This is a genomic window from Natrinema pallidum DSM 3751, from assembly GCF_000337615.1.
GTDB lineage: Archaea > Halobacteriota > Halobacteria > Halobacteriales > Natrialbaceae > Natrinema > Natrinema pallidum.
Genome location: NZ_AOII01000099.1, coordinates 1 through 23628, shown reverse-complemented (window position 1 = coordinate 23628; position 23628 = coordinate 1). Strand labels below are relative to the sequence as shown.

Below are 23628 nucleotides of genomic sequence, written 5' to 3'. Positions count from 1 at the left end.
CTTACTCGCCACCCCCGTTCGTTGCCGCGTTCGCAGGTGGTCGCACGTCGGTTGCTGTAAGTGGCGACGGATCGGGGCTTCCCTCGAGTCGCGCGAGAACACGGTCGAACGTGAGTTGCTCGACCGTCTCGTCGGTCTCGGTCCGAAGGAGGTACGGCGCGTCGGCCTGCGTGGTCGCCGGGAAGATGTATTCCGTTGGCTCGACGCGCTCGAGGACCAGGACCTCGCCAGCGTCGAGTCCTTTCACGTCGGGGTGGAGAGTGTCGGCGTCGTCCGCGTCGTCTCGTTTCACCGGGACGCGAACGGGCGTGTGTGGGATGTTGAAAACCGGGTGTGGCTCATCGTGGTCGTCTTCGTGAGTCACGATTTCCTCGCGCGTGGCCGATTCCGTGACGGTCTTGCCGCCATCCGTTGCCGGGACGGGGTCGGCCGTGGCGTCGGGTGTCTGCCCGTCGGTCAGCTCGCGCTCGCGAGCGTCGATGTACTTGTGGACCTTCGTCTTGTCGTAGCGGCCGTCGATGTGGCGCTTCTCTGCCTGCCGGTAGGCTTCGAGCCGATCGAGGTCGTCGATCCCGTCGATCATGCCCTGCCAGACGAAATCGTCGTTGTGGGTCGCGAGGAATCGGACCGGGTTCTCGGGCGCGGAAGCGAGAATGTCGTCGTCGCACTCGTAGCGGTCGCTCGAGGCGTTGTAGGCGTTGACCGTCATTGGCGGACCGCCTCCTCGAGCGTGAGTAGCTGGTCGTACGCGCGATCGTAGGCTGGAGCGGCTGCGAGTGTGATGCCGTCGGACGCGTGCCGGTCGCGTGGCTGATGCGTGGTCTGTGAACGATTCTCCGACTGCGTTTCGGTCCGACTAGATTTAAGTCGGTCTCTCTGTAACGTGCTCATGCTTCGTGGGATTGGTCTGTGATTAGTCGTCGCACGAAGCACCGCGGTTGCAGTGTGTGGCAGCACACTGCTTTTGCGACGATTCCTCGCTGAAACTCGCCGCGTAGCGCGATCCTTCGTTAGCTATTACATTCAGTTGGAGTGACTTAATCCTTGCCATACTCCGACCGCGTGGAGTGGCTTTTTGGTGGTTGCGTGCGTGGGTACGCGTAATGAGTGATCGGACTCGCGACGACGAGACCAAGCAGTTCAACCAGGAATACACCGACGACGACTTTCTCAAGGCGATCCGAGAGTGTCCGGTTGCATCAACTGGGGAGATCGCCGACGCGGTCGGATGCTATCGAAAGACCGTGCTTGCGCGGTTGGGCAAGCTCGAGGAGCAAGGCGAAGTCGGCCACAAGAAGGTCAGCGGGAAAGCGAAGGTGTGGTACATCGACGACGGGTAACGAACCTCTCTGATTCTCGATACAGGTGCGCAACTATCGGGGTAAATTTTTTTCTTGGGTAAATCCGCTCCGAGAGTGTGGGGAGGGGTGAGAGAACGACAAGAGTGCGGCAAAGGGAAGGATAGAGCGGACAGCCCTCGAGACGGCCGGCGAGAGTAGATTCCGCAGTGGGATCGCCCAAGACAGACTCGCCACGAACCCCTCCGAAACTAAAGATATGGTATCTACTACCATATTGAGTTTCTACCGAAACTCTTTTAACCTGTAGTATCCTACTAGACCGCAGTAGATCCTTTGAGGCAAGGTGAAGTGGAACGTAGCCGCAGCCGGCTTCTTCCGCCACTCTCCTTGCTGTTTTCCGTATCTCCGGTATTCGCGCGCCACAAACTCTCTCTGGTCGGTTACGGTAGTCTCTATCCCCGCCCACACTCTCGGAGACGATCGGTCCAAGAAAAAAATTTTAGTTGCTCTTGCGTCACTCTCGATTCGTATCAACCTGAAACCGCCACCCGGGGCGGCTTTTCTCATAACTCGGAAAAGAAAACTCGTGACAATCTTTGCCGGATCGCATTCTGAGCGGGACAAAGTTTTGCCCATCTCTCTGGATTGTGATACACTCGCCGAGTACTCGACACCCAGTTACTCGCCGCAGTCCCGATCGTCGGCCGTTCACGGTTCGGACAGCTCGTCGCCGTGACGATCGTGGTCACTTCGACGGCACACCCACCGCTCGGGGGACAGTCACGACCCAAAAAATTCCTCGAAAGGTGCGCAACTATCGGAGAATCTTTTCGCAGGATAGACCGACGGCTATCGGCGGGCGACCACGCATCCCCATCTGTCAGTTAGACGACCGCGTCGCGGATCGCCGCGAACTGTTGGGCTCTGGGTTTCTCGCCGCCGTCGAATCGGCTCACCGCCTCGGCCGGTCCGTCGATCTCCGACTCGAGGAGGGCACCGTCTGTCTCACCGACAGTGTGGACGGCCGCGTAGCGGGCCAGTGGTTCCACGTCGGCGTACTGGTCGCGCCACGATTCACACTCGGCCTTGAGCCATTTGACCGGATCTTGGTAACTGTCTTCGGGGTAGTCGATGTCGCTGTCTATGAGCGCCTGGATGAACGCCGGGTCCTTGTACACGCGCTTGAGGTCCAAGAGGTCGTGTCTGAAATCCGCAAGCGCCTCGAGCCATAGTTCGATCTCTTTGCCCTGGATCTGCCCTTTTCGAAGGTCCTTTTCGTCGGCCCACTCGTCGATCGCTAAGACGTGCTGGCTCTCTTGGAGGGACTCGAGGGTGTTCGTAACGAAACTCGGCAGGCCACGTTCGGCGGCCTCCGGCGACGCGAAATGCAGGTCTGTCCGGGTGCCGGGGTGGGCTTCTAAGTGGTCGACAATCAGCGGTTTGTACCGGCTGATTTTCCATTGGAGCGCCTCGTCGTATTCGTCGTCGGGCCGATCGATCTGGTGGCCGAGGTAGTCCTCGATCCGATCCTCGATAAGCCGGTCGACAATCACGTCCTCCTCGCTGCGTAACACGGCAGCAAGGATCTTCGCCGACATTTCGCGACTGCTTTTCAGCACGTCCGTCCCGACGCGGTCGGGATGGATCGTAAACTCGTCGCTCCAATGGGACTTGACGGCCTCTCGAAGCTCGTCCCACGACAGTTGCGGGCCAGCCTTCGCGAGCCCGTGTGGGGTCTCGGTCGCGGAGTGACTTGAGGGCGAGACCGAGACCGACATACCTCCATCCGCGGCGGGGACCTTCGGTGCCTCGTCGGCGTCCATCTTGAGTTCGTCGTCGACCTCGTCGGGGCCGATCTCCCCGCGCACGAGTGCGTCCACATCAACGTCGTGGCGCTCGAGGGCTTCGGGATGGATCTCGCCGAAAATGTCGTTGTAGGCGTTCGTGAAAAGCATCCGACCGGCCGCTGCTTGCGAACAGTCGTATATCTCCGCGAGCGCCTCGATCTGTTTCTTCTCGATGTCCGTAACGTGGATACTGAGTTTGGTGTCTCGTTGGCTCATGCGCGACCACCTCTGTTGGTCGCACGACTAGTCCTGAAAGGCGCGAAGGGCGTCCTCTGGTAACGGCACTGACGAGTCTCGCCAGTAGCCGAGGGGAAAGCTATAAGGCCGAATCCCGCCAAGAAACAGGTGTACTTGTAAGGTCCTGTTCCTTGGGGGGATCGGCCCCCTTCGACCTCACGGTTGATTAGCCGTGCATATCGGCTCTGTTGTCGCCGACTCGCCTTAAAACTAGGCGGACTATCCGGCGTCGGTGTGGGATTGGTCTGTGATTGCATTGGAATCTCGTGTGTGGTTGCGGGTAGTGCGCCGACGGCGGCTAGCCTGTGGCAGCAGGCCTCGCCGTCGGGAACCGATCCGTCCGCTCGCCACGCGACCGTCACCCCATCGAGACCGATCGCCCCGGCCAAGACGCCCTCGAGCCACTGGGGCACGCTGTCGGGTCGCTGGCCGTCGACAAGCGTTGCTCGCCGACGCGCCAGCTCACTTCGATGACGTGCCGGACGCCGTCGCGCACGCAGTGATAGACCTGCGGCGCGACCTGCGTGACGACGATCTCGTCGCCGTCGCGCTCGAGGGTTCGTGCGTGGGTTTGTGTCGTTGCCATGGTCGGATCATCCGCGTCGTCGGGAGTACGCCTTTGGTCGCGCGCACTCGAATACCGAACGCGGTCGAAGGTCAACAGACGGGCGAGTGTGCCTAAGACACGCTCGTCCGAGGATTTTCCCGCACGAGTTAGTCGCCCATTGAGTCGCATCTGTTGACACTCCATTCCATTATGCCGCCCGTACTTAGTCTTTGTCACCCGAACGCACTTCGCCTGTAGTGCGAACACATTTCTATCCAGAGGAACCATGGGGTGTTATGAGCAACCGCCCAAATTCCGAGGACATGTACCGGGAGGTGGACTGGATGAAGCCATCCGACTACCCACTCCTACAGGAGTTGGCCAAATACGACGGATGGCATACACCCAAGAGCCTCTCGCTAAACCTCCCGAACACCCGGAATTGGCTTGGGCAGCGGTGCCGGAAACTCGAAGAACACGATCTCGTCGAACGCCACGACGACGAACCGGGCTACCGAATAACCGACCGCGGGCGAGCGTTTCTGGCTGGTGAACTCGAGCCGGCCGATCTCCAAGAGCCCGACGCGGACGCCGAAACCGACGCCTAACGACGCCCCAAATCTGTCCTCCCGCAGCCGGACAACCCTGCGACGGGTTGCGATAGTGCCCTCCAATCATAGCGACTCCCCCGAGCCGCCACCCCCTGTTGTGCAACCGCACCACACCTTTCCTAGCAGCTACATCTCACGAGGGCCATATAAAACCTCAGTATTACTTAGGGGCTCCCTACAACTCAAATTAACAGATTGATATAGGTCGGTCGCAACGACCCCAGTAGTGTGGCCCCGGCTGTCTCGCCCGAAGACCTTCGCCCCGCGGACCTGTTGATCCTCTATTATTGCTATGCCAACGGCCAAGGCCCGACGCCCCATATCGCCGATTCGATCGCCCGCAACGCCGATTACACGTCGACTCGCATCACCACACTCATCGAGGAGTGGAACCTCCTCAAGCGCGTCGGGTCCGAGACCGGCCCGGTGACGCTCACCCAAGACGGCCTCGAATTGATCGAACCGGTCGCCGACTGCTATCTCCTGCCGGACCAACGCGAGCGCATCCAGTCGGCGACCGAGTATTCAGTCTCCTGGGAGTGAGCGACGCGGACACTCGAGACACCGCCCCGCGGTCGGGCCGCCCTCGTGGGCCCGATCCAGCCAACACTCTAACTCGCTCGCGGAGCGAAACCCATCGATGGAGATCGTATCGACATACTGGCCGTCGGCGCGCTCGACGCGCCAGCGGTCGCTGCCGGGCCACTCGAGTCGCCGCAGCCGCAAGCTTCGATACCGTACCCGCGCCCCCGTTTGACAGGCCCCACTGACTAGCTCCTGTACCGTTTCCGTGACGCGGTTCTCGTCGCACATCGGCTTGAGATAACACAGGACGCCCTCAAAAATGGCCCGTGTGGGTTCGCTGGCCGGAAATATCGATTAATATTTTCCATCCTGAACGAAAGGTAGTCGGCGCTGGCGGCCCTGTTGCTGGGTATGACGAGCTTCGAGGACGCCCCGGCGGACGACCGCGTCTCACGCGAGCGCCAGATTACGTTCACTCGCGACCCGCGCCAGATGGACTGGGTGGCCGCCCAGTTTCCCGCGCCCGAAACCGAGCAAGACATCATCAAGGCCGGCCTGTGGGAAATCGCCACACAACGCGAGCGCGGGTTGACACCCGAAGGCTTGCTCGAGACATTCGAGCAGTTCGTCGCCGCGAGTTCGGGCGCGTTTCGCGGGCGCGTCGAAGGAGAGGGCGACGTGTGTTTCGTCTGTGGGGAAACCGGTGCGGCGCTCGAATTTCGCGAGACCGACGACGGCGGGGAGCTGTCGATCGACGTGCGGGTGGAGATTCCCGACGGGGAGTAGTCAGACTGCCGGGATGCCAACCGTCGAAATCAGTGTGTTCCACGTACTGGTAAACGCACCGAGCAACGCCAGCCCGATCGGGACGCCAAGCGCATACGGCCGCGGGACGACCCGATAGAAGCCATAGAACAGCCCCAGCGCGGCCGCCTTCCACGGGACCAGCACCCACAGCCCGAACTGGTCGATCGCCACCGCGCCGATGGGATGGGTTTCGACCGCGCCGGCTTCGACGATGAAATAGATGGTCGTGACGAGATCGCCGACGCCAAAGAGGGCGATCGCGAACAGCCAGCAGGCGGGCTCGAGCGAAGGTCGGCGGATAGCCGTAAGTCGGCGGCCTGCGTTAGCATAACTCATTACGCGAGATAAGACGAGAAACGGCAAAAAGTCTATTCCTGACAGCTGCTCACAGCGTTATGTCGTTCTTGTTGGAGATGACCGTCGAGGTTTCTCCATCTTCACTCACAGCCGTGACGATAAGCTGAACATCATTATCGACTGTAGCGTCTGAGACAATCGCGTCCTCGCTGATTGTTTTTGAGCCACCCACGTCACTGAGCGTCTTGGTTGTGGAACTATCTCCCTTTGCTTCAACTTCAATTGATCCAGCACTACCTTCACTCACCCACGTCACGGTGATGGTGCCACCCGTACCACTGTTCGAGCTTGTTGAACTCACATCGACACCTGCTTGCACGTTGGACTCAACACTACTACCGAGATCCATCACGAAAGCGGCAATAACTGCCGCCAAGATGACAGTTATTGCAACCATCAGTATGACCCCGATAACTGGGGATACGGCGCGCTGGTCCTCCGATCCGATCAACTTGTTGCGGATTGCTTTTCCGTCCATGTTTCGATCACGCACCGGCCCTGAACGGTGAGAAAGCTTATTGCTGGCCTCTCCAAAGCGAGGCATGCAGGTAGGGGAGTCAGAACACACCCGTCGTCCCCGCTTTCTCGCCGCCGTCGTCCGATGCTTATCACCGACAGGTAACTGGGGACATATATAGGTACCTGATAGTCTGGATTCGTGGGGTTTCAGTTCTGATAATCAGCGGGTGCTATCCGGGTTCCAACACCCTCTTGAAGCACTGCCGGCGGGCGATTTTGCCGACACTGTGTTGAATCGATATGAATTTGAAACCACAGGGAAACCGTTGTGCCATGCCCGACGCCGACCTCGTGACCGAGCGCGACCTCGCGCGCACCTACGATCCACCCAGCTACGCCGACGCCTACGACGCGGTGCAGGACTACCGGCGCGTGCTGGCCTATCACTCGCGGCACCCGGACAAGGGCTCGAGTGCGATCGCGTCGGCCCTGGAGTTACCCCGCGGCAGAGTCCGCCCATGGCTCGACGGCGCGGCACCCGACGCCGTGAACGCGATCGACACAGCACGCTCGTATGGGTGGCTCGGAGCCGAGTACGACGACCCGGAGTTCCGCGCGTTGAACACACTCGTCGCGAACGTGTTCTCGGGCGGCTCGATCACCGAACAGCACTACCAGCCGAGTTTCGCCCTCGCGGAGGACAGCCACGTCACCGACGCCCTCGAGCGCGCGGGCGTCGAGTACCAGCTCGTCACGGATCGTGACGGACGGGCCGACGAGGCCCGACCGACCGACGACGGCACCGTACTGGGGCGCGTGCTGGCCGTGCTGGGGGCACCGGCCGGCCCGAAGGCCGGCCAACGACTCGCGCTGCCGACCTATCTCGAGCGCGCGCCCGACGCGGTCCGCACGCAGTTCGTCGGTGCCTATCTGGCGAACCGCGCGGTCGCCCACCAGGGCAAGGCCACGCTCACGGTGCGGGAAGATCGCAACCGGACGTATCTCGAGTCACTCGCGGCGTTGTGCGACGACGTAGCCGGCGGTGGGGTTGCGCTGCGGGAGCGCGACATCGTGATTTCGGCCGATGCGGCGCGTGCGCTGGGGTTCGGGCGTGTCGAGACGGCGTGACCGAGGGGCCACGGGCCGCTATCGATTTGTTCTGCGACTAGCTCTCGGCTGTCAGCCGCCGGTACTCGAGGGGCCGGTATCCGCACTGCGAAACTATATACGAAATCTGGTAGTTCTCTCGAGAAACCGCCACCCGTACCCACTATTCGATATAGTAAGAAAACAGAGCGTTCCGGTACACTTATGGGGATCGCTGCCTAGAGCTACACCTAGGACTCGGGGGTTATCGTCGGGAAGAATCCCGGCCCGCTGTTCCTAGCAGCGGACCTCGAGTCCACCCGGAGATTGAGTGAACATGCAAAGCAAATCGCCAGCCCGTAAAAAGGCTACCGACGACAATCGAACCGACGACAACCCACTCCGACACGACCGATCGTTCCACGCCGTCCCGGCCGATTGGCTGCGACTCGGCCGGGACGAACACGATCTCGAGGACCGCGACCGCTTCTACGCCGCGAAAGTCTGTTACGAATACGTCCTCGAGCGCGATCCCCGCGCCGTCGGCGGCCACCGCGAACGCCACCGCCTGCACGTCGCCTACCGCAAGCCGGGGACGACCGAGGCCGTCGAACGCACCTACGACGCGGCCGTGGTCGAAACCGATGCCGGCGCGCTCGAGACGACGACCTCCGACGTTGAGGGGGACATCGGAGTACACAACTGGGGCCGCGTCGAGTACGACGCACTCTCCCCCGAACCCAACGTCGCCGTGATTCCGGCGGCCGTCTACGACGGGGAACCGCTAAATTTCCGCGCGTCGATCGCCGTCCGGCCGAGTGAGCCACGAATCGGTGGGGACCGATAGGAGGGCTCACAGATGCACCAAATTGAACCCCCACAGCGACGCGACCACAATCTCGAGAAGTGGCCGCCCGAACGCATCGAACGGGAACGCCTCGAAATCGAGCGCGCGAAAGCGACGTGCGTTCCGGAGGTCAACCGATGACCCTCTCACTCGAGGCGGCCTTGCTGTCGGGGCTCCCGATCGGCGTCGGCCAAATCGCCCACTGCGATTGCTGCGGGGCGTGCCTGCGACCGAATCATCGCGTCGAAGTCCTGGTGACGATCGCCGGCACCGAGATAGACCCAGCGACCACGCGCTGTCTGTCGTGTGCTCGTGGTTCGATCCACTCCGAGACTAAACGCTCGTGTCTGTTAGCACGGGGTCGCGTTGCCGGCACCGTCGACGCCGCGGGCCACTCGCAGTTGATTCTCTCGAGTGCGAGCGTGATCGATCGAACGGAATAGCCGCCCGAACACACGTTTTATCCGACCGAAAACTCAGCGAATAGCTTCGAAGACACCCGCCAGAACGATCGGCCCGACGGCCAGCCCAAGCCCGGCTTGAATAGTCGTCCACCCGGTCATGGATACGACGACCGCGACGGCCAGCGCCCCGAACGCAAAGCCGATCGACGCCTCGATTACCTCGTCGATCATCCTCGATCGCCCGCTGCCACGCGACCGAACGCGGTTCGCGGTCGACCGAATAGCTCACACGACCACCCCGACCGTCTCGACGGCCAGCGGAAGCACCCCCTCCCGAGTATCTCGACGGCCTGCTCGAGGACGGCGGTGAGAACGCCGACGCCGATCTCACGGAGGGTATCGATCACGGCCTCCCCTCCCCGTCGGTGGCCTGCTCGGGAAGCGCACCAGCGATATCCGTTTCCGTCTCCGCCTCCGTTTCATTGACGGCCTCGCCGTACTGTTCAACGGCCCGCGCGACGGTCGCCGCGGTCACGTCGAACGACTCGCCGATCTCTCGATAGGTCATGTCGGTTTGGTCGGCCAGCGCGGCGATTCGCTGATCTCGCAACGCTCGGATTTCGGTCGCGATCCGGTCCTCATCGGAGCGGCCGACGACGTCCTCTGCGTTAGGGTCTGCGGCCGGGTGCGTGTCACCCTCGCCTGCGAATGGGCTTCCGATGGTTTCCGATCCGGCCTCGGTCGCTTCCCCACCGAACGGATCTCCGACCGCTCCCCGGTCGTCACCCTCGCCGGCGTCATTGGTCTCGCCGACGGTCCTGCCGAGCACGCGATCGATGACCGCATCGACACGGTCTTGGACTCGCTCGGCGAGCGGTCGGTCGTCGATGTCTTTGGCCGTCTCATGTTGTAACACGATCGCCTCGTCGAACGTCTCGAGAATCTCGGCTTCGAGCTCGTCACCGTCGACGCCGTCGTAGGCGTCGGCCAACACGTCGGCCTCGGCCTGGAACTGCTCGGCGAGATTTACGAGGTCGTCGCCGTCGGTCTTGACGCTGCGGGCACTCGATAGCAGCCGCTCGCGCATCCGTTCGATGAACGCCTCGTCGACGGGCTGGCCGAGTAGGTCGTCGTCGCTCGCGTCGACATCGACACTCATGTCGATCGCCCCCGATCAACGACGGTCGCAACCTCTCCCGACTCGGTGTCCGCCGGCCGCGTCTCGGAGCGCTCGCACACGGTGAGGATATCCCGGAGATGCACCTCCCGCTCGAGTACATCGCCACGGGCCGTGGTTTCCGAGACGACCGCGTCCCGCACCTCGAGCGTGACCCACTCACCTTCGGTAAGCGTTCCGTGGGCTGCGGCCACGCCCTCAGCCGTCGCAACGTCGTCTCGGCCGATGCCGGGAACCAACGTGAGGGCCGACCGCGGGATTCCAACGACCGCCTGAATAATCGATCCGAAAATCGGGATGTCGTATATCCGCCGCGCCCACGCGGGATCGGGGTCGGTTGCGACGACGATCAGGTCCTCATCGTCCGCGACTCCATCGCGGATTTCAGCAGGAATCGCAAACCGACCACGTTCGTCGGGCTCGATAACTTGGGTCACGAGTCCCTCGAGCCGGTCGGTCACTGTTCAGACACCTCGTTAGTGCGCTCGATTTTGAGATGGCAACTATGACACAGCGTCACGAGGTTGTCCAACTGGTTTGCTATCGCTGCGGAATCGAAGGTCCGGAACGGCTGAACGTGGTGCACGTTCAGATCGAGGTCGAACTTCTCGTAGTGGTCGTCGCGACCGATACCACAGTTCTGACACTCGAAGTCGTCACGTCGGAGTGTCTTCGCTCGCTGCTGGGGCCACGACGGGCCGTAGTACTCGACACCGCCACCCTTCCACATGTGGTGGTGCTTTCCCCGGTACTTCCGGTCGATCCCATGCTTGTCCATGTACTTCCGGACGGTCCGGTGATCGAGGCCCAACTCATCGGCGATCGCCGTCGTCGGGCGGTCCTGTTCGCAGTACTGCTCGCGGAGCCACTCCCCGTCGAGTAACTGCTCGACGTCGCCGTCGGTTTGGTCCCGAAACTGGATCCCGTGGCGGCGCATCCAGTTACAGACCGTCGGCCGGGTCACACCACACTCCGCTGCGATATCGTACGTCGATTGCTCCCCATCGTGATACTGCTCACGAAGCCATTCGGGGTCTTGGAGCGGCTCCGTGTCTCCGTCGGCCTTTGCTTCGGACATTGATCGGGTTTCGATCCCGTGCTGGTCCAACCAAGTATAGACTGCTGACTTTGAGACGCCAGCCTTGTCTGCCACTTCTGGTGCCGACAGTTGCTGTTCGATGTAGTGTTCCTGAAGCCATGACCTGTCTTGGAGCAACGAGATATCACCGTCCGTTTGCGACTCGGATTGCGTTCGCATCTCGATCCCGTGCCGATCTAACCAGTTAGAGACAGTCGATGCCGACACGTTGAGTTCGGCCCCGATCTCGCAGATTGATGACTCGCGCTCAACGTACTGGGTCTCGAGCCACGATTCATTTTGCAGCTTCTCGATATCACCGTCCGATCGGGAAACGGATTGATCTCGAGTCTCGATATCGTGGCGATCTAACCAGTTCTGAATCGTCGATGGCGATACGTCAAGTTGCGACGCAATTTCTGTTATCGGCCGCTCATTACCGACATATTCGGCGTGGAGCCATTCACGATTCCGGTATGTCTCGTCCGGTGTGGTGGCCTCTGCCGAATCGTCGTCGTTCGCGCGCTCGCGCGCTCGTACGCGTTGGCCGGCCTCCCCTGATGATTGATAGTCGGTGATCGCGCCGTCGTCTTGCGATTGTGGGTTTTGCTCTATCATGTTAGTCAGCAGATGCTTCTGGCGTCTTCGGTGCCGGTTGGACCGACATATCCTCGTACTCGTTGACGATTGTCGAGACGAGCGACTGTGCAACACCGAAGGCGCTGGCGACATCGTTCTGCGAGAGATCGGTGCCGTGGTACGTCGCGGCGATCGTCTGGTTGCGCCACTCGCGCCACTCGTCCTGAGAAACCAGATCATCGCGATCGGCGAGGTCGTCCTCGCTCGTTTCGTCCTCGAGCGCGTCGCCCCATTCCCACTCGGCGACGTCGTCGGTCTTGAAATTCCAACCTGTCTCTGGAATGCCCGAGATGCTGAGCGTGTGACCGTAGGGTTTGCGCTGCTTGATTCCCTCGTAAATCTCAGCCGTCTTCAAGCCGGTTTTGTCGATAAAGGATGCAAGCGATCGAATCGCCGGATGAACGTCGCCACGATCGTGGCCGATCACGATCATGTTGATCCCCATCTTTCTCATCTTCTTGACAAATGGGGCGAACACTTCGGCGACGTCTTGTGCGTTCGCGCCCGATTGAGCAGTCAGTTCCGTCGATGCCTCGTCGAATATGAACCACCGCTCATCATCGCTCGAGCCCTTTTCGGCCCACTCGAGGAATCGCTCGTAGTTGTGGAACTCGTGAACTTCTGCATCGACGTGGTCCGGTGGTTCGGCGTAGAAGTTCGTCGCGAACTCTGGCGTCGGCACATCAACATCGGCCGTTTTCTGGACACGTCGATAGTGATCTTCTATTACCTCTAGTAATAGCAGCGAAAAATCAGTCTTGCCGCTGCCCATAAGTGCCGCTGCGTAGATCACCTTACACTGCTCGGAGTGGAGCAACCAGTCGCACAACGTGTTGATCGCCTTCATCCCGGAGATATCGCTATCGTAGCTGGGAATCCCGGTCAGGTAGGCCGTCGTCGCTTGGTCGCCGTTCTTGACCGCTTTCGCAGCCGTGCGCGTTGCCTGATTGCTGAGAATTTCCTGGGCCAACTCCGTATCCCAGAAATCCAGTGGCATATCGCCGATCGGCTCGTAGACGGCCTCGGCGAACATGAGGAAATCAAGGACTTCCTCGTCCTCAACGAGCCCGGCGACGCGTTTCACGTCCGAGTGCGGGACGTCTAACTCGTCGCGAGCGTATTCCCGCAACTCGCGCATCGGGCCGCGCAAATCGTGCTGTGTCTCGTCGGGTTGCTGGCTTTTACTCATCGGAGTCCTCCGTGTGTTTATCGATCGTTCGACTCATCGGATCCACATCGGCCGCTTCGCCGCTACTTCCGCTACTCTCCTCATCGCGGACGTCGTCGACCTCGATCGAGGTCGAGTCTCGCAACTGCTTGATCTCGTCTTCGAGATCGCCGATTGTCCGGTCCTCGAGAATCGAGTCGACGTTATCCTGCTCGTTCTCGACGATATCGGTCATCGTCTCTGCAACCGACCCCTCGTCACCGGGCGAGCGTTCGCCCTCTGCAATCTGGACGATTCGGTTGACCGCCGCCGATCCCTGTTGCCGGATCGCTTCGGGCGCTTCGATCAGCTCGTCGAGCGAGCGTTCGGCCTCTATCGACAGTCGGCGCTTGATCGCGTCGACGCCGCGTTTGTGCCGCCGGAGGTCGCTGTTCGAAGCACCGGCCATCCAACTTGCAACGGCGATGTTCGATTCCTCGAGGTAGTAATCACACTCGTAGGTCTGCCGGCCGTTGATCGACTCGTCGTAGAGGTAGTCCGTGTCGCGCACGCGACCGGATTGGTCGATCACGACGAGATTCGCGAACCGATCCGGCGAGAGGGCCTTGATCTGCTTCTGGCCGTCTCGCGGGTCGACTGCTTCGAGGATCTCGTCGTCGTCGGTCCGAAGCCAGTCGATGACCTTCTTGATCGGGAATGCTGCGACGGCGACGCCACCGATCGCCGAGAACAGTAGGATCCACAGTTCGACCGGCACCGAGAGATCGAAATAAAACCAGATCCCGGCTGCGAGTGCGAACGCCAGAATCGGCTGCCACACCGGTCGCTGCCGCACGGCATCGATGGTCTGGTCGGCCAGATCGATCGGTCCGGTTTCTGACGGGTCAAAATCTCGGATCATAGCGCATCCTCGCTTTTGTTACTGCTATCTGCGTATTCGTGCCAGCCGTAGAACACGCCGAAGGATGTCGCGCCAATCGCGCCACCGAGTCCGGCGATCCGGGCGAACGCCCACGTCGCCATTTCACCCGCCCACGGCCACCACGCTTCGCCGGTCGGGATCCACTCGGCGTCCTGATTCTCCAGCCCAGTTTCGGACGCCACGAGCACGGCATCGTCGCCGCCGCGATCTTTCACTCCCTCGAGCACGATCGTCGATGTCTCGCCGCCGCGGATCGTCCGCTGCTCGAATACAAACGACTCCGATCCGGCTTCGGTCCGCTCGACAAGAATCACCCGCTCGCGCGTGTCGCCGCGGTTTTCGATATCAACCTCGAGTGTTTCATTCTCCGAATAGTATCGGTAATCGAGAATCCGCGTATTCGGATCGAGTTCCATCGCGACGGACTGGGTTTCGTTCCCGTCGCTCTTGGAGCCGTCCGTGGTCGCCGAGTCAGTCTCAGCCCCGCGATCGCCATCCTGAGCCACAGATGCTGTTACCCCCGTAACAAGGGCCCCGGAAATGGCGAGGATGAGGACGAGACCGACGACGAGGACTCGTTTCGAGTCCATCTATATCGCCCCCGCAGCGATGATATAGCCGCCGTAGAGGACGACGAGCCACAGCAGGAACCGGCCTGCGTAGCCGAAGGGCAGGTACTGCGCCAAGACCCACCACATTAGTCGTCACCTCCGGTTGCGAGGACGGCAGCCCCACCGAGTCCGAGGATCCAGACCGGAATCCCGGCGATTTTATCTCCGAGTCGGCTGAGCGGTCCGAGACCGATATCGAGACCGAGCTGATTCATGACCCAATCGATGAAATCCCCGCCATCGCCGCCGACGCCGGGAATCCCGATTGAACTGTCGTCGTCGGCCCACGCCTCGTTGATCTGATAGTCTTCTGTGTCCTCCATCTGCTTGACGAACTCGCTCGAGTCGTAGCTGTCGTACTGCGGCTCGCCCCAGTCCTCGCCGGTCGTCTCGACCTCGTTACCCTCCGAGTCCGTCATCGAGTCGATCGTGAATGTTCCGCTGTAGAACGGGATTTCTTCCCCATCCTCGGCGTCGTACATAACCGCATGGCGGACCATCGGATCCTCAACCTGTGGCCGCTCGAGCGCAAGTGCCGATACGTGGCTGAACGAGGTTTGTTCAGTTCCGGAATCGAGATCGTAGCCGAAAACCGTGTCTGTATCCATGTCACCAACCCAAACGAGATTTTGAGACGGATCGAATCTCGGGTTGTTCCCCGTGTCCACGGACCAGAGTTCTTCCATCGAGGAGAGATCGACAACAGTTGCGGACCCGTCGGCTCCGAATGCCGCGTAGTCGCCCCACGTCTCAGCAGTGTCGGCATTCCCGCTGTGCGACTGGTTGAACACTTCCGACCCGTCGCTCGCATCTAAGACCTGCAACGCCGTGGACTGGCACGACAAGGCGAGCACGTCGTTCTTGGCGTTATACGCGATAGCGCGAGGGTTGTTAGCGGCAGTCCACTGGACGACATCCCCAGAGTCGTCTGTGACGAACGAGCCATCAGAAACGTCGATTTGAGCGACGTTCGTGTTCCCGTACTGAACGAAGGCGACTCCCTTCGAGGGAGCCGGATCGACACCTCGGGCGGTGTCGGACGACAGACCGAGCGACCACTGTTGCTCGCCCGTCTCGAGGTCGAAGCAAACACAGTTCGTGTCATCAGTTGCGAGCACGAACGAGTTACTGTCATCCTGATAGATTTCGACAGCGTAAGCCGAGAGTGACGTGGTCCAGAGTTCTTGGCCGGATGCGGCATCGAGCAGCGCGACCGACGAGTTATCAGTAACCGCAACCCGTGTTCTGTCTGGAGAGACGGCAAGGTACCGCTCTTTGATGTTTCCAGAAAATCCGGGTGCGGACCAGACTTCTTCGTGAGTGACCGCGTCTATCGCGGTTACTGACGGGCTGGTATTCCCAACGAACAGCAAGCGCGGGAGCCTGCCGACAGCATACGACAGTCCCGTTTCGAGGCCACTGTCGGGGATGTCGCGAGCGAACAGCATTCCCCGATACGTATCGGAAACCTGTTCCGAGTACGTTTGTTTTCTATTTTCTGCCTGATTTTGGACATTTTCGGCGGCCGAGAACCCGTCGTAAGTGACCGTCATCGACGCAGTTTTACTCAAGTCCGCCTGCTCCATGTCGAGCGTCTGGAGCATCGAGATTCGATACGCATCGCTCGAGATGTCGTCGGTCCCGGCCATGAACCGGACCTGACCCTCCGCACCGCGGATATCCGACGGCTCGATGTTGCCAGCGTCCAACTCCGCGTAGAGATCGCTGACGAACGACTCGGAGTAGTTACCAGTCACTCGGTCGCTCTGGGACGTGATCTCGTCGACGATCGCCATCACGTCGGTTGCGTCGAAGACCGTCCGAGACGCGAGTCCGCCGTCGGTCGGATCACCGACGCTCTGAACTGTTGCCCGGAGGTTCGTCGTCCATGTGTTCGACGTATCGTCACACTGGACAGTGAATTGCTCGTTGCTGGAATCCCAGGAATCGAGGAACTCGCCGAGCGGACCCTTGAACTCGTTCGTTCCGTCGGTTGTCTGGATGTGGAACTCCGGCGACTCCATGGTATGCTCGTCGCCGTTATGGAGCGTGATCGTCGTCTCGACGCGGTCGGGAGTGATGATCGCTTTCTCGAGGTCCGTCGCCGTATTCGAGCTATTATCGACGAAGAACGACAGGAAGTCGTCGGTAATTCCGTCCGCCGCGAGGATCGTATTCGTCGAGTGCGAATGCTGTACGAGCGCCTTGTTGACCACTTCCCAGTGGTTCTTTTCACGTTGCGCGTAGTAGGATCGGACTGCCTCGAGCGCGGCCTGATACGCCTCGGAAGAATTGAGGTTATCTTGCCACGCATTCGCAATCGCATTCCGCGCCTCGAGCGAGGCGACGGTGTTCATATCCTTGAGGTAGTTTCCGAAAACAACGTCATGAGCGTCGTAGCTCTCTTTTTCGGAAACCGACTGCGAGTGAATGATTGTCTCGTCTGCAGAAACGTCAGTATTCAGATCATCCTCCCAATCTGCGACCCCCTTCGCGAGTGCCGCGGCCCCGAGTGCGGGACTCGCCACGCCATAGAGGACTCCCTCAGCCGCACTATCTTGGGCCGTCGCGGATCCGCTCGAGGCGGTCGCCCCCGCACCGACCGCGAGCGCCGCACCCATCGCCTGCATGGCCTGTCGCCGAGAGAGCGAACAGCCGGGCTCCGGGTCGTGGTCACTCGAATCGGGGTGGGGGCTATCTGCGCTATCGGGGCCACTTCGTGCCGACATGCTCAGTCCCTCCGGCGCATGTAGACGACACCTCCGCCGATGAGCACGATTGCCCCAGCGGCGATCCCCCAGTTGGGGATGCCAGCAGTCGATCCGGACGTGATCGGGGCGAGGATCGATTCGCTTTCGGTGCCGATATCGGCGGTCACGTAGTCTGCGGTCGTCGAATCAGTCGTGTAGACTTCGACGGTGTAGTTCCCCTCGCTGAGGTTCAGCTCGTCCTCAGTCACGTCGAACTCGACGGACCCACTCTCGTTGGGCGCGACGCTGACCGTATCGAAGGCGACCGTCGAGTCGTTCCCGTCGAGCAGGTCGACCGTAATCGAGGCATTGCTCGAGGCGTTCGAGTCGACCGAGAGATCCGAGTAGATGAGCTCAGTACTTCCCGTCACTTCGACGGTTTTGTTAGTGACCTCGGCCGCACTGTTTCGATCCTCGGTCGTCGTAAACGAACTCGAGGACAGCATTGAATCGGCCCGCGTTTGATTCGCGGTCACGACTTCCACATCGTAGCTGCCACGATCAACGTCGTAGGAGTGGGTCGCCGTTCCCTCCGAATTGAGCGACGCCGTCTGGTTGTCGACTACATTGCCGTCACCGTCGACCACGTAGGTCGTCACTTCGAGCGGGTCCGTATCCAGCGAGGTATCGGTTGCTGCCGTCAGATCGACGTCGACAGTCGTCGGACCGTCCGCATCGACGGTCGTGTCGTTCGCGACATAGCCGTTCGACCGATCGATCTGTGCCGCTGCGCCGCCTGCGATCATGCTCACCGCGAGCATGAGAGTTAGTGTCGCCACGATGCCGCTCCGAATCGTACCGCTGTTGATGTTGATGAATTTCATTGTTTTATCCCTCGTAGACGCCGGTTCTGTAGTAGCTGAACATGTGGATCAGGACGGGAATCCAGGCACCGAGCGGCAACGCATCGATTAGGTTGGGGACCTGAGTCGTGAACTCCATACCAAGGAGGAGGATCCACGAGAGTCCCATGACGATTTTCGACAGGTAGCCCGCCTCATCCCACGTATCGCCCTCGCAGTAGACGTAGCCGATAATCCACGACACCGAAGCCGTAATGAACCCGACATCGGTAGTCGAGTAGCCTGCGAGTTCGAAGTCGATCATGCCGTAGAGCGCCATGACACTGACGAACAGCGTCCCGCCCGCGATAATGACGATGTCGCGACGGTCGATCATCTACGATCCGCCTCCCCCACTGGTACTGCGTGGGCCACCGAAGGCCATCATCCAGTACGCGAAGAACCCAGTCCCGAGTGCGATCAGCCCGGTCCAGGGATGTTCGTCCTCGATGAGCCGAACCATGAACTCGACCTCGAGGAACAGCCCCCCGAGCACGAGCATCGGGACGGCGACGAGAACGAGTTCCCAATTCCGAATTGAGTCCGGACTGCGGCCAGCGATCAAAATCCCGGCAGCCAATGTCAGGAACGCAATCGGAATCGCGAACTCGGCGATGTCATACACGTTTCCGTTGCCGAGATCCAACTCGGCGACGACAATACCGACTGACACCGCCATGCCGACAGCGAAGACTGCCAGCAGGACGGAAAGCAGCATTTTCTTTTTCATTGATGTATATCAGTGACCTCGCTCACTGGGGCGAGCGTAGCATCAACTACGCTAGATATGTGGCTCGTGCGTAGAGAACATTACAGCCCGGAATGTACCCACGTTGTTCCAACGCTGTACGTACATTCCTAGGATTTATATGGATAAATTTCGTAGTGAGAACAATGTCAGCCTCCGATGAAGTTCTCGCTGGTGGGATTCGAGATCTCTCCATTCACGGGAACTCAATTCATGTCTCCATTCCGGTAGATGGGGTCAAAGCACTCGGCTACTCGAAAGAGGAACTCGCTGGCGAGAGCGTGATCGTCACGCTGACCGAATCGGGCGAGCTTTCGGCGACGATCCCGCCGAAGGAACCCGACAAACGCCCGCTCGTCGCTGGCGGCGACTAACTCGCTGACGCCGGCCCTCTGCACGTTCTTCCGTTTTCCTACCGACCAGCAACAGCGCCGCCTCGAGTCACATCCATACGAACCACCCAAACGCATAAGACTATGGCTACTATAGTAAGAACCAGAATGGGAAAGACGACGATCGAACTGTACGAGGAGACGGCGGACGCACTGCACGACCTGAAAAGCCGCGGGGACACCTACGACGACGTCGTCCGGGACCTGATCGAAGAACAGACGGAGACGACAGTCGACGCCCCCGGATCCAACTCGGGGGCCGACTAATGGCTCGAGCCGCCGACGGCGGCGATCGCGCCGCCGAAAGGATCGCTGTCCGGGAGCGACTCGAGGAACTGATCCACGAGGACGACCAGATCCACGGCCTCGCAGTCACGCGTCGGGAGGGCGAGACGATCTACGCGGTCGTGGCTCGGAGCACGACGTGGGACCAGATCGATGACGGCCCGGATATGGACATTCCAGTCTTCGATCTGCGGACGGTCGTCGCGGACTTCGAGGCCGACTCGTTGAAACTGACGGGCAACGGACTCGCAGTGCCTCACGAATCCGGCGTCGCGGACGTGCTGACCCAACTGCTCGCCCGCTCGACGACGAATCTCAACCGGGGCTCGGCGGCGGATGCCAGCCCACTGCTGGTTTCTGCTACCGACGACGTCGATCCCCAGCTCCTACTCGAGCGCGAGATCACGGACCGAGGCGACGACGGTCAAGATATGGGACGGATGAAACGAGAGCCCGGAATCGACCCGAGTCGCGAGTGGGGCTACGGAGCGGGGCCACCGCCGGAGATTCAGCGGCTGATCGACCGATTCGAGGAGATCGGACGCGACCCAAACGACATCTTCATCCGCCTCAGATTCGGGAAGAAAAACCCGTACGATAGTCCCCGAGAGCCGGTTCCCGTCTCCGAACTGAAAGGGAACTACGGCGTCGAGTTCGCAGAGCGCAACGAGGGGCTGCTTGCGTTGGACCTCGATTATCCCGACGAGTTCCCCGAGGACGAAATCGAAATCCCGGACACGTTCGAAGTGACGAGTCCCCACGGCGACGACTCCCAGCGTCACATCTACCTCTACTGTGAGAACAAAGAGAAGATCGCCGACCGACTCGGCGGCGCGTGGGGGACCCAAGCACTGAGTTGGGGCGACCTCTGGGTCGGTACTCGCTACGTCGTCGGTCCCGGTTCACAACTGTCCGAGTACGGCTGTGATACGGGCGATCACACGGCCGGCGAACCCGGCGGCTGTGAACTGTGCTGCGACCCCGAACGCGGGACGTATCGGATCGTGAACGACACCACGATCGCGACCGTCGACGCCGAGACAATCATCGATCTCATCGACCAGGATCTGGCCGATGTCGATGAACCCGTAGACGATACGGCGGGCGACGAAATCTCGGTCAAAGACGACCTCCCGGAGGATCACGTGCGCTGTAATGGCTGTGGGGAGGCAATCAAAGAATCCGAGGCAAAAAAGATCCCGTTCGCGGGTGAAACGCGGTACATCCATCGGGGTGGATGTGAATGAGCCAATCCGGGAAAACCGATATCACGGACCATCCAGATGCTGTCAGACGGATCGTCGACTCGCAAGTCAGCGATGACTCGACAACTGTTGAGGAGGTCCTGAACGACCTTCGGTCGGTGAGCGATGGGCGAGTGACGCGGGAGCACGCTCAAAGCATTTCGAACTCGATCGTCACCGAGGAACGCATCATTCAGGCGATCGAAGCCTCGGGCGAACTCCCGACGGCGGGTGAGCTCAATGCGATTACGTCGGCCGTCGATGAGTTTGGAATGGGCGATCGGCAATCGGATGTGCTGAATTCGGTGTCGGACCGTGTTGCGACGACCGAGGACTTCGAGGCCGCGATCGAGCGCGACCGGCCCCTGACGCGAGCGGACGCCGAAGCCATGGTCTCGGGCATGGACAAAGAGATCCGCGGGGCCGACCCCCAAGATCTCGCCGACGACATTGTCACCGTCGAAGACGTCGTTCAATCGCCTGATACTGATCTGCGCCGATCCTCCGAGCCCGTGTTCCGCGAGGATGTCGAATCGACCACACGGGACATGAGCGCTGGGAGCGGGCTGGCCGACTCGAGCGACCGCGTCGACGAGGTGGCCCGCGAGGCTTCGCGAGAGATCGGCGCGCCGAGCGAGTCCGCTTACAAACGAGCGCAGATCCAAGCGGTCAGCGAAACCGTTACTCCTGCGAACGAGCCGGATGTCGCAAACGACAGTTCGACGCCGGTCAACGTGGTCCGCGACGAGTCGGGTGATGTGGCCGGTGTCTATGGATCCTCAGCAGCCGGTCCCGCGGTCGCCGAACAAGTCGGCGGTGAGTATCGTGGTGGGACGCCTGAGTATGGCCTCGAGCAGGGCGACGGCGAAGCCCATCTGACGATCGATGGTCGCCGAGTCAGCAAGGTGGATGTCGAGTAATCGGCGGCGTCTCTCTTTCTCTCTACCCCTGCCTGTCGACGCAGTTTAAATGGCTTTTCTTCGGGACTGTTCGCATATGCGAGGCATACAGCCCGTAGAGCCGCACGAACTGGATAACCCGCTCGAGTACATCGAGGACCCAGAGGACCGATGATCGCACCGAACACCTCGAGCGCGACGACCCGACCGAACCCGACGATCTGGCACGTTCGCGAGGCCGACGGCCGCGAGGATGCGTTCTACCTCGTCCGGCGCTGGCATCACTACTTCGGCGTCGAGTACGAGTCAAATCACCTCCCCTACGGGCCGTATCAGATTGCCGGGTGGGACGACGAGGACGACCCGGCCCGACCGGCCCTCGGCGTGATTGCGACCCAGGAGCGACCCGACGGAACCTCGGTCGACATTGGTGGCGGTCTCGTCGAACTGCTCGATCACGACACAATGGTCGAGCAACTCCCGGAGGGCCGATTCGAGCGGGCGGCGTTGGCTGGCGACCTGAACGCGATGCTGTGGTTCGGTCTCGTTGATCCGGCATGGCGGGGTCTTGGCATCGGTCGCGCCCTCTTTCGCAAGCGCCTCGAGTGGGCACAGGCCCAGGGCGCGGACATGGTCGTCGCGTGGGGCTGGGAACGACGCGAGGGACGCACGAGTCGCCCGCTGTTTGACCGCTACGACTTCGTTCCGATCCAGCGCTTCCCGGATCATTACGCGGAGTCTCGAGACGCCTGTCCGGACTGTGGCGTGTGGCCCAGCGACGATGCGACCTGCGAGTGCGAAGCCGTGTTGTGGGCTCGTGACCTGCCGATCGACGATTTAGCGGCTACGGTGGGACTGAGCCGATGAGCGAACAGTGTCCCGTCTGTGGCGGCCTCGTTCGACTCGGGTGGGAGGACGGCACTCGCGTTTGTATTCGCGGCCACAGATTCAAATCGAAGTTCATCTTCGAGGAACCGGTTTCGGACCTTACTGCACCGGAGGATTCGGAGGGATGATTCCGACGAAAACGAGGGGTTCCTGTGGCTGGCTCTGACTACGCAATCGCTGTGCTGCCGTTCGTGGCGGTCTGTGGGCTGGCGCTTGCGACCGGTCTCCAGACCAGAGCACTGCTCGGCGAGACACTGAGCGTGCTGCTGTGGCTGCTGGTGGGGTCGTTGGGGATGCTCGCGTCGATCGCGGTCTACGATCAGCGCCGATACGGTATTTGGCGATAGCCTGATTTCTACAGTCTCGAGGCCGGAGATAGGGAAGTAGCGTTCATCGAAATTTCCAATTTTCGTAAAGCGGCATAGGGTGTATAGGGATCGGGTAGCGGAGGGGACTCGAGGGCTGTGTGGTCGAGTCGGGGAGCGGTAGGAGACGGGCGGGAGAGGGGCTGAGCGGTGGGTTGAGTGGGAGAGAGCAGAGAGGCGGCAGAGCGAAGATGGTGAGCTGATGGGGATCGGGGTTGGGGGCTCGAGGGGTACAGAGGGGGCGCGAGGGATGACAGAGATGGGAGAGGAATGGGCAGAGAGTGAGGCTCGAGAGGGAGCGCGGAGGGCTCCCGAGCGGGCCGAGGGGGGAGGGAGTAGGTGAGGGAAACCACGGGACAGCGAGGGGATAGCGGGGATAGGAGGGGAGAGAGCGGAGTCGAGTGGTGGGCCGGAGGTCCACCACTCGAGGAAGCGATCGGAAACCGGACAGGTAAGGGAGTGGGGAGTAGGCCCGAGCTACCAGTTTCAAGACACATACGTAGGGAGACACACTGCGGAAACCACCGGATCGGTGACACATAACCAAACAGATACTACTGCTATAGTACCAGATCTGTCTCTTATACACATC

The 23628-nt window shown here is 60.8% G+C and carries 32 protein-coding genes; 15 read left to right on the top strand and 17 right to left on the bottom strand.

Annotated features, from left to right (window positions below; all coding sequences use genetic code 11):
- Position 1: 1 nt before the first annotated feature.
- Complete coding sequence (locus tag C487_RS16880) at positions 2 to 709, bottom strand: hypothetical protein (protein ID WP_006187043.1); 708 nt, start codon at positions 707 to 709, stop codon at positions 2 to 4.
- Positions 710 to 1103: 394 nt separating this feature from the next.
- On the opposite strand from C487_RS16880, the gene C487_RS16875 reads away from it, so the two are divergent.
- The gene (locus tag C487_RS16875) at positions 1104 to 1340 is read left to right on the top strand and encodes a winged helix-turn-helix domain-containing protein (RefSeq protein WP_006187042.1); all 237 of its coding nucleotides are present in this window, start codon (positions 1104 to 1106) and stop codon (positions 1338 to 1340) included.
- 845 nt (positions 1341 to 2185) lie between these two features.
- On the opposite strand, the gene C487_RS16870 is transcribed toward C487_RS16875, so the two are convergent.
- Both C487_RS16870 and C487_RS16865 read right to left on the bottom strand, forming a co-directional pair.
- Entirely contained in the window at positions 2186 to 3364 is a 1179-nt protein-coding gene (locus C487_RS16870; RefSeq protein WP_006187041.1) for a hypothetical protein, read from the bottom strand.
- Positions 3365 to 3743: 379 nt separating this feature from the next.
- The gene (locus tag C487_RS16865; RefSeq protein ID WP_006187040.1) at positions 3744 to 3971 is read right to left on the bottom strand and encodes a hypothetical protein; all 228 of its coding nucleotides are present in this window, start codon (positions 3969 to 3971) and stop codon (positions 3744 to 3746) included.
- Between the two features lie 257 nt (positions 3972 to 4228).
- Here C487_RS16865 and C487_RS16860 point away from each other — a divergent pair, with 257 nt between their 5' ends.
- Positions 4229 to 4540, top strand: a complete 312-nt coding sequence (locus C487_RS16860) for a hypothetical protein (protein WP_152422529.1) — start codon at positions 4229 to 4231, stop codon at positions 4538 to 4540.
- A gap of 231 nt (positions 4541 to 4771) precedes the next feature.
- On the top strand, positions 4772 to 5086 hold the full coding sequence (locus C487_RS16855) for a hypothetical protein (RefSeq protein WP_006187038.1): 315 nt from the start codon (positions 4772 to 4774) through the stop codon (positions 5084 to 5086).
- Here the strand turns inward: C487_RS16855 and C487_RS16850 are convergent.
- Positions 5069 to 5356, bottom strand: coding sequence for a hypothetical protein (locus tag C487_RS16850; protein WP_152422528.1), 288 nt, complete (start codon positions 5354 to 5356; stop codon positions 5069 to 5071). The two genes, C487_RS16855 and C487_RS16850, sit on opposite strands and share 18 nt — an antisense overlap.
- A gap of 123 nt (positions 5357 to 5479) precedes the next feature.
- Between C487_RS16850 and C487_RS16845 the strand changes: the two genes are divergently transcribed.
- A complete protein-coding gene (locus tag C487_RS16845) occupies positions 5480 to 5854 on the top strand; it encodes a hypothetical protein (RefSeq protein ID WP_006187036.1) in 375 nt (124 codons plus the stop codon).
- On the opposite strand, the gene C487_RS16840 is transcribed toward C487_RS16845, so the two are convergent.
- Both C487_RS16840 and C487_RS16835 read right to left on the bottom strand, forming a co-directional pair.
- A complete protein-coding gene (locus C487_RS16840) occupies positions 5855 to 6211 on the bottom strand; it encodes a hypothetical protein (RefSeq protein ID WP_006187035.1) in 357 nt (118 codons plus the stop codon).
- A gap of 49 nt (positions 6212 to 6260) precedes the next feature.
- Positions 6261 to 6710 (bottom strand): type IV pilin, encoded by a 450-nt coding sequence (locus C487_RS16835; protein WP_006187034.1) that lies wholly within the window; start codon positions 6708 to 6710, stop codon positions 6261 to 6263.
- Between the two features lie 314 nt (positions 6711 to 7024).
- Between C487_RS16835 and C487_RS16830 the strand changes: the two genes are divergently transcribed.
- From C487_RS16830 to C487_RS16820, 4 genes are all read left to right on the top strand, one after another.
- Entirely contained in the window at positions 7025 to 7819 is a 795-nt protein-coding gene (locus C487_RS16830; RefSeq protein ID WP_006187033.1) for a hypothetical protein, read from the top strand.
- 295 nt (positions 7820 to 8114) lie between these two features.
- Positions 8115 to 8624 carry a hypothetical protein gene (locus C487_RS16825; protein WP_049908234.1) on the top strand — a complete coding sequence of 170 codons (510 nt, stop codon included), beginning with the start codon at positions 8115 to 8117 and terminating at the stop codon, positions 8622 to 8624.
- A 12-nt stretch (positions 8625 to 8636) separates the two neighbouring features.
- Positions 8637 to 8765 (top strand): hypothetical protein, encoded by a 129-nt coding sequence (locus C487_RS21770; protein ID WP_275039954.1) that lies wholly within the window; start codon positions 8637 to 8639, stop codon positions 8763 to 8765.
- A complete protein-coding gene (locus C487_RS16820; RefSeq protein ID WP_006187031.1) occupies positions 8762 to 9067 on the top strand; it encodes a hypothetical protein in 306 nt (101 codons plus the stop codon). The genes C487_RS21770 and C487_RS16820 overlap by 4 nt, the downstream gene beginning before the upstream one ends.
- A gap of 33 nt (positions 9068 to 9100) precedes the next feature.
- Here the strand turns inward: C487_RS16820 and C487_RS20725 are convergent, their stop codons facing one another.
- The 11 genes from C487_RS20725 to C487_RS16765 all read right to left on the bottom strand — a co-directional run bounded on the left by C487_RS20725 (position 9101) and on the right by C487_RS16765 (position 18945).
- A complete protein-coding gene (locus C487_RS20725) occupies positions 9101 to 9259 on the bottom strand; it encodes a hypothetical protein (RefSeq protein WP_161605725.1) in 159 nt (52 codons plus the stop codon).
- A gap of 172 nt (positions 9260 to 9431) precedes the next feature.
- Entirely contained in the window at positions 9432 to 10187 is a 756-nt protein-coding gene (locus tag C487_RS16810) for a hypothetical protein (protein WP_006187029.1), read from the bottom strand.
- Positions 10184 to 10666 (bottom strand): division/cell wall cluster transcriptional repressor MraZ, encoded by a 483-nt coding sequence (locus tag C487_RS16805; protein ID WP_006187028.1) that lies wholly within the window; start codon positions 10664 to 10666, stop codon positions 10184 to 10186. Before C487_RS16805 ends, C487_RS16810 begins: the two co-directional genes overlap by 4 nt.
- Positions 10663 to 11463, bottom strand: coding sequence for an HNH endonuclease (locus C487_RS20720; RefSeq protein ID WP_161605724.1), 801 nt, complete (start codon positions 11461 to 11463; stop codon positions 10663 to 10665). Before C487_RS20720 ends, C487_RS16805 begins: the two co-directional genes overlap by 4 nt.
- Positions 11464 to 11902: 439 nt before the next feature.
- A complete protein-coding gene (locus C487_RS20715) occupies positions 11903 to 13111 on the bottom strand; it encodes a hypothetical protein (RefSeq protein WP_006187026.1) in 1209 nt (402 codons plus the stop codon).
- A complete protein-coding gene (locus C487_RS16790; RefSeq protein ID WP_006187025.1) occupies positions 13104 to 13991 on the bottom strand; it encodes a hypothetical protein in 888 nt (295 codons plus the stop codon). The genes C487_RS20715 and C487_RS16790 overlap by 8 nt, the downstream gene beginning before the upstream one ends.
- Positions 13988 to 14602, bottom strand: a complete 615-nt coding sequence (locus tag C487_RS16785; RefSeq protein WP_006187024.1) for a hypothetical protein — start codon at positions 14600 to 14602, stop codon at positions 13988 to 13990. Before C487_RS16785 ends, C487_RS16790 begins: the two co-directional genes overlap by 4 nt.
- A 107-nt stretch (positions 14603 to 14709) precedes the next feature.
- Positions 14710 to 17352: an outer membrane protein assembly factor BamB family protein gene (locus C487_RS16780; RefSeq protein ID WP_083864652.1), complete on the bottom strand. Its 2643-nt coding sequence runs from the start codon at positions 17350 to 17352 to the stop codon at positions 14710 to 14712.
- A gap of 2 nt (positions 17353 to 17354) precedes the next feature.
- Entirely contained in the window at positions 17355 to 18197 is an 843-nt protein-coding gene (locus C487_RS16775) for a hypothetical protein (protein WP_006187022.1), read from the bottom strand.
- Positions 18198 to 18201: 4 nt separating this feature from the next.
- Positions 18202 to 18552, bottom strand: coding sequence for a hypothetical protein (locus tag C487_RS16770; RefSeq protein WP_006187021.1), 351 nt, complete (start codon positions 18550 to 18552; stop codon positions 18202 to 18204).
- On the bottom strand, positions 18553 to 18945 hold the full coding sequence (locus C487_RS16765; protein ID WP_241431101.1) for a hypothetical protein: 393 nt from the start codon (positions 18943 to 18945) through the stop codon (positions 18553 to 18555).
- Between the two features lie 164 nt (positions 18946 to 19109).
- Between C487_RS16765 and C487_RS16760 the strand changes: the two genes are divergently transcribed.
- The 7 genes from C487_RS16760 (at position 19110) to C487_RS16740 (ending at position 23018) form a co-directional block, all read left to right on the top strand.
- Positions 19110 to 19337 carry a hypothetical protein gene (locus tag C487_RS16760; RefSeq protein ID WP_006187019.1) on the top strand — a complete coding sequence of 76 codons (228 nt, stop codon included), beginning with the start codon at positions 19110 to 19112 and terminating at the stop codon, positions 19335 to 19337.
- Between the two features lie 126 nt (positions 19338 to 19463).
- Positions 19464 to 19622: a hypothetical protein gene (locus tag C487_RS21130; protein WP_006187018.1), complete on the top strand. Its 159-nt coding sequence runs from the start codon at positions 19464 to 19466 to the stop codon at positions 19620 to 19622.
- Entirely contained in the window at positions 19622 to 20887 is a 1266-nt protein-coding gene (locus tag C487_RS16755) for a bifunctional DNA primase/polymerase (protein WP_006187017.1), read from the top strand. Before C487_RS21130 ends, C487_RS16755 begins: the two co-directional genes overlap by 1 nt.
- The gene (locus tag C487_RS16750) at positions 20884 to 21804 is read left to right on the top strand and encodes a hypothetical protein (protein ID WP_006187016.1); all 921 of its coding nucleotides are present in this window, start codon (positions 20884 to 20886) and stop codon (positions 21802 to 21804) included. The genes C487_RS16755 and C487_RS16750 overlap by 4 nt, the downstream gene beginning before the upstream one ends.
- 150 nt (positions 21805 to 21954) lie before the next feature.
- Positions 21955 to 22650 carry a GNAT family N-acetyltransferase gene (locus tag C487_RS16745; protein ID WP_006187015.1) on the top strand — a complete coding sequence of 232 codons (696 nt, stop codon included), beginning with the start codon at positions 21955 to 21957 and terminating at the stop codon, positions 22648 to 22650.
- Complete coding sequence (locus tag C487_RS19810; RefSeq protein ID WP_083864650.1) at positions 22647 to 22799, top strand: TFIIB-type zinc finger domain-containing protein; 153 nt, start codon at positions 22647 to 22649, stop codon at positions 22797 to 22799. Before C487_RS16745 ends, C487_RS19810 begins: the two co-directional genes overlap by 4 nt.
- A gap of 24 nt (positions 22800 to 22823) precedes the next feature.
- Positions 22824 to 23018, top strand: a complete 195-nt coding sequence (locus C487_RS16740; RefSeq protein WP_006187014.1) for a hypothetical protein — start codon at positions 22824 to 22826, stop codon at positions 23016 to 23018.
- Positions 23019 to 23628 lie beyond the last annotated feature (610 nt).

What these genes read in the sequence shown, in the direction of transcription:
- C487_RS16880 (WP_006187043.1), bottom strand. Translation starts at nt 709, where the DNA reads ATGACGGTCAACGCCTACAACGCCTCGAGCGACCGCTACGAGTGCGAC.
- C487_RS16875 (WP_006187042.1), top strand. Translation starts at nt 1,104, where the DNA reads ATGAGTGATCGGACTCGCGACGACGAGACCAAGCAGTTCAACCAGGAA.
- C487_RS16870 (WP_006187041.1), bottom strand. Translation starts at nt 3,364, where the DNA reads ATGAGCCAACGAGACACCAAACTCAGTATCCACGTTACGGACATCGAG.
- C487_RS16865 (WP_006187040.1), bottom strand. Translation starts at nt 3,971, where the DNA reads ATGGCAACGACACAAACCCACGCACGAACCCTCGAGCGCGACGGCGAC.
- C487_RS16860 (WP_152422529.1), top strand. Translation starts at nt 4,229, where the DNA reads ATGAGCAACCGCCCAAATTCCGAGGACATGTACCGGGAGGTGGACTGG.
- C487_RS16850 (WP_152422528.1), bottom strand. Translation starts at nt 5,356, where the DNA reads ATGTGCGACGAGAACCGCGTCACGGAAACGGTACAGGAGCTAGTCAGT.
- C487_RS16845 (WP_006187036.1), top strand. Translation starts at nt 5,480, where the DNA reads ATGACGAGCTTCGAGGACGCCCCGGCGGACGACCGCGTCTCACGCGAG.
- C487_RS16840 (WP_006187035.1), bottom strand. Translation starts at nt 6,211, where the DNA reads ATGAGTTATGCTAACGCAGGCCGCCGACTTACGGCTATCCGCCGACCT.
- C487_RS16835 (WP_006187034.1), bottom strand. Translation starts at nt 6,710, where the DNA reads ATGGACGGAAAAGCAATCCGCAACAAGTTGATCGGATCGGAGGACCAG.
- C487_RS16830 (WP_006187033.1), top strand. Translation starts at nt 7,025, where the DNA reads ATGCCCGACGCCGACCTCGTGACCGAGCGCGACCTCGCGCGCACCTAC.
- C487_RS16825 (WP_049908234.1), top strand. Translation starts at nt 8,115, where the DNA reads ATGCAAAGCAAATCGCCAGCCCGTAAAAAGGCTACCGACGACAATCGA.
- C487_RS21770 (WP_275039954.1), top strand. Translation starts at nt 8,637, where the DNA reads ATGCACCAAATTGAACCCCCACAGCGACGCGACCACAATCTCGAGAAG.
- C487_RS16820 (WP_006187031.1), top strand. Translation starts at nt 8,762, where the DNA reads ATGACCCTCTCACTCGAGGCGGCCTTGCTGTCGGGGCTCCCGATCGGC.
- C487_RS20725 (WP_161605725.1), bottom strand. Translation starts at nt 9,259, where the DNA reads ATGATCGACGAGGTAATCGAGGCGTCGATCGGCTTTGCGTTCGGGGCG.
- C487_RS16810 (WP_006187029.1), bottom strand. Translation starts at nt 10,187, where the DNA reads ATGAGTGTCGATGTCGACGCGAGCGACGACGACCTACTCGGCCAGCCC.
- C487_RS20720 (WP_161605724.1), bottom strand. Translation starts at nt 11,463, where the DNA reads ATGCGAACGCAATCCGAGTCGCAAACGGACGGTGATATCTCGTTGCTC.
- C487_RS20715 (WP_006187026.1), bottom strand. Translation starts at nt 13,111, where the DNA reads ATGAGTAAAAGCCAGCAACCCGACGAGACACAGCACGATTTGCGCGGC.
- C487_RS16790 (WP_006187025.1), bottom strand. Translation starts at nt 13,991, where the DNA reads ATGATCCGAGATTTTGACCCGTCAGAAACCGGACCGATCGATCTGGCC.
- C487_RS16785 (WP_006187024.1), bottom strand. Translation starts at nt 14,602, where the DNA reads ATGGACTCGAAACGAGTCCTCGTCGTCGGTCTCGTCCTCATCCTCGCC.
- C487_RS16780 (WP_083864652.1), bottom strand. Translation starts at nt 17,352, where the DNA reads ATGTCGGCACGAAGTGGCCCCGATAGCGCAGATAGCCCCCACCCCGAT.
- C487_RS16775 (WP_006187022.1), bottom strand. Translation starts at nt 18,197, where the DNA reads ATGAAATTCATCAACATCAACAGCGGTACGATTCGGAGCGGCATCGTG.
- C487_RS16770 (WP_006187021.1), bottom strand. Translation starts at nt 18,552, where the DNA reads ATGATCGACCGTCGCGACATCGTCATTATCGCGGGCGGGACGCTGTTC.
- C487_RS16765 (WP_241431101.1), bottom strand. Translation starts at nt 18,945, where the DNA reads ATGAAAAAGAAAATGCTGCTTTCCGTCCTGCTGGCAGTCTTCGCTGTC.
- C487_RS16760 (WP_006187019.1), top strand. Translation starts at nt 19,110, where the DNA reads ATGTCAGCCTCCGATGAAGTTCTCGCTGGTGGGATTCGAGATCTCTCC.
- C487_RS21130 (WP_006187018.1), top strand. Translation starts at nt 19,464, where the DNA reads ATGGGAAAGACGACGATCGAACTGTACGAGGAGACGGCGGACGCACTG.
- C487_RS16755 (WP_006187017.1), top strand. Translation starts at nt 19,622, where the DNA reads ATGGCTCGAGCCGCCGACGGCGGCGATCGCGCCGCCGAAAGGATCGCT.
- C487_RS16750 (WP_006187016.1), top strand. Translation starts at nt 20,884, where the DNA reads ATGAGCCAATCCGGGAAAACCGATATCACGGACCATCCAGATGCTGTC.
- C487_RS16745 (WP_006187015.1), top strand. Translation starts at nt 21,955, where the DNA reads ATGATCGCACCGAACACCTCGAGCGCGACGACCCGACCGAACCCGACG.
- C487_RS19810 (WP_083864650.1), top strand. Translation starts at nt 22,647, where the DNA reads ATGAGCGAACAGTGTCCCGTCTGTGGCGGCCTCGTTCGACTCGGGTGG.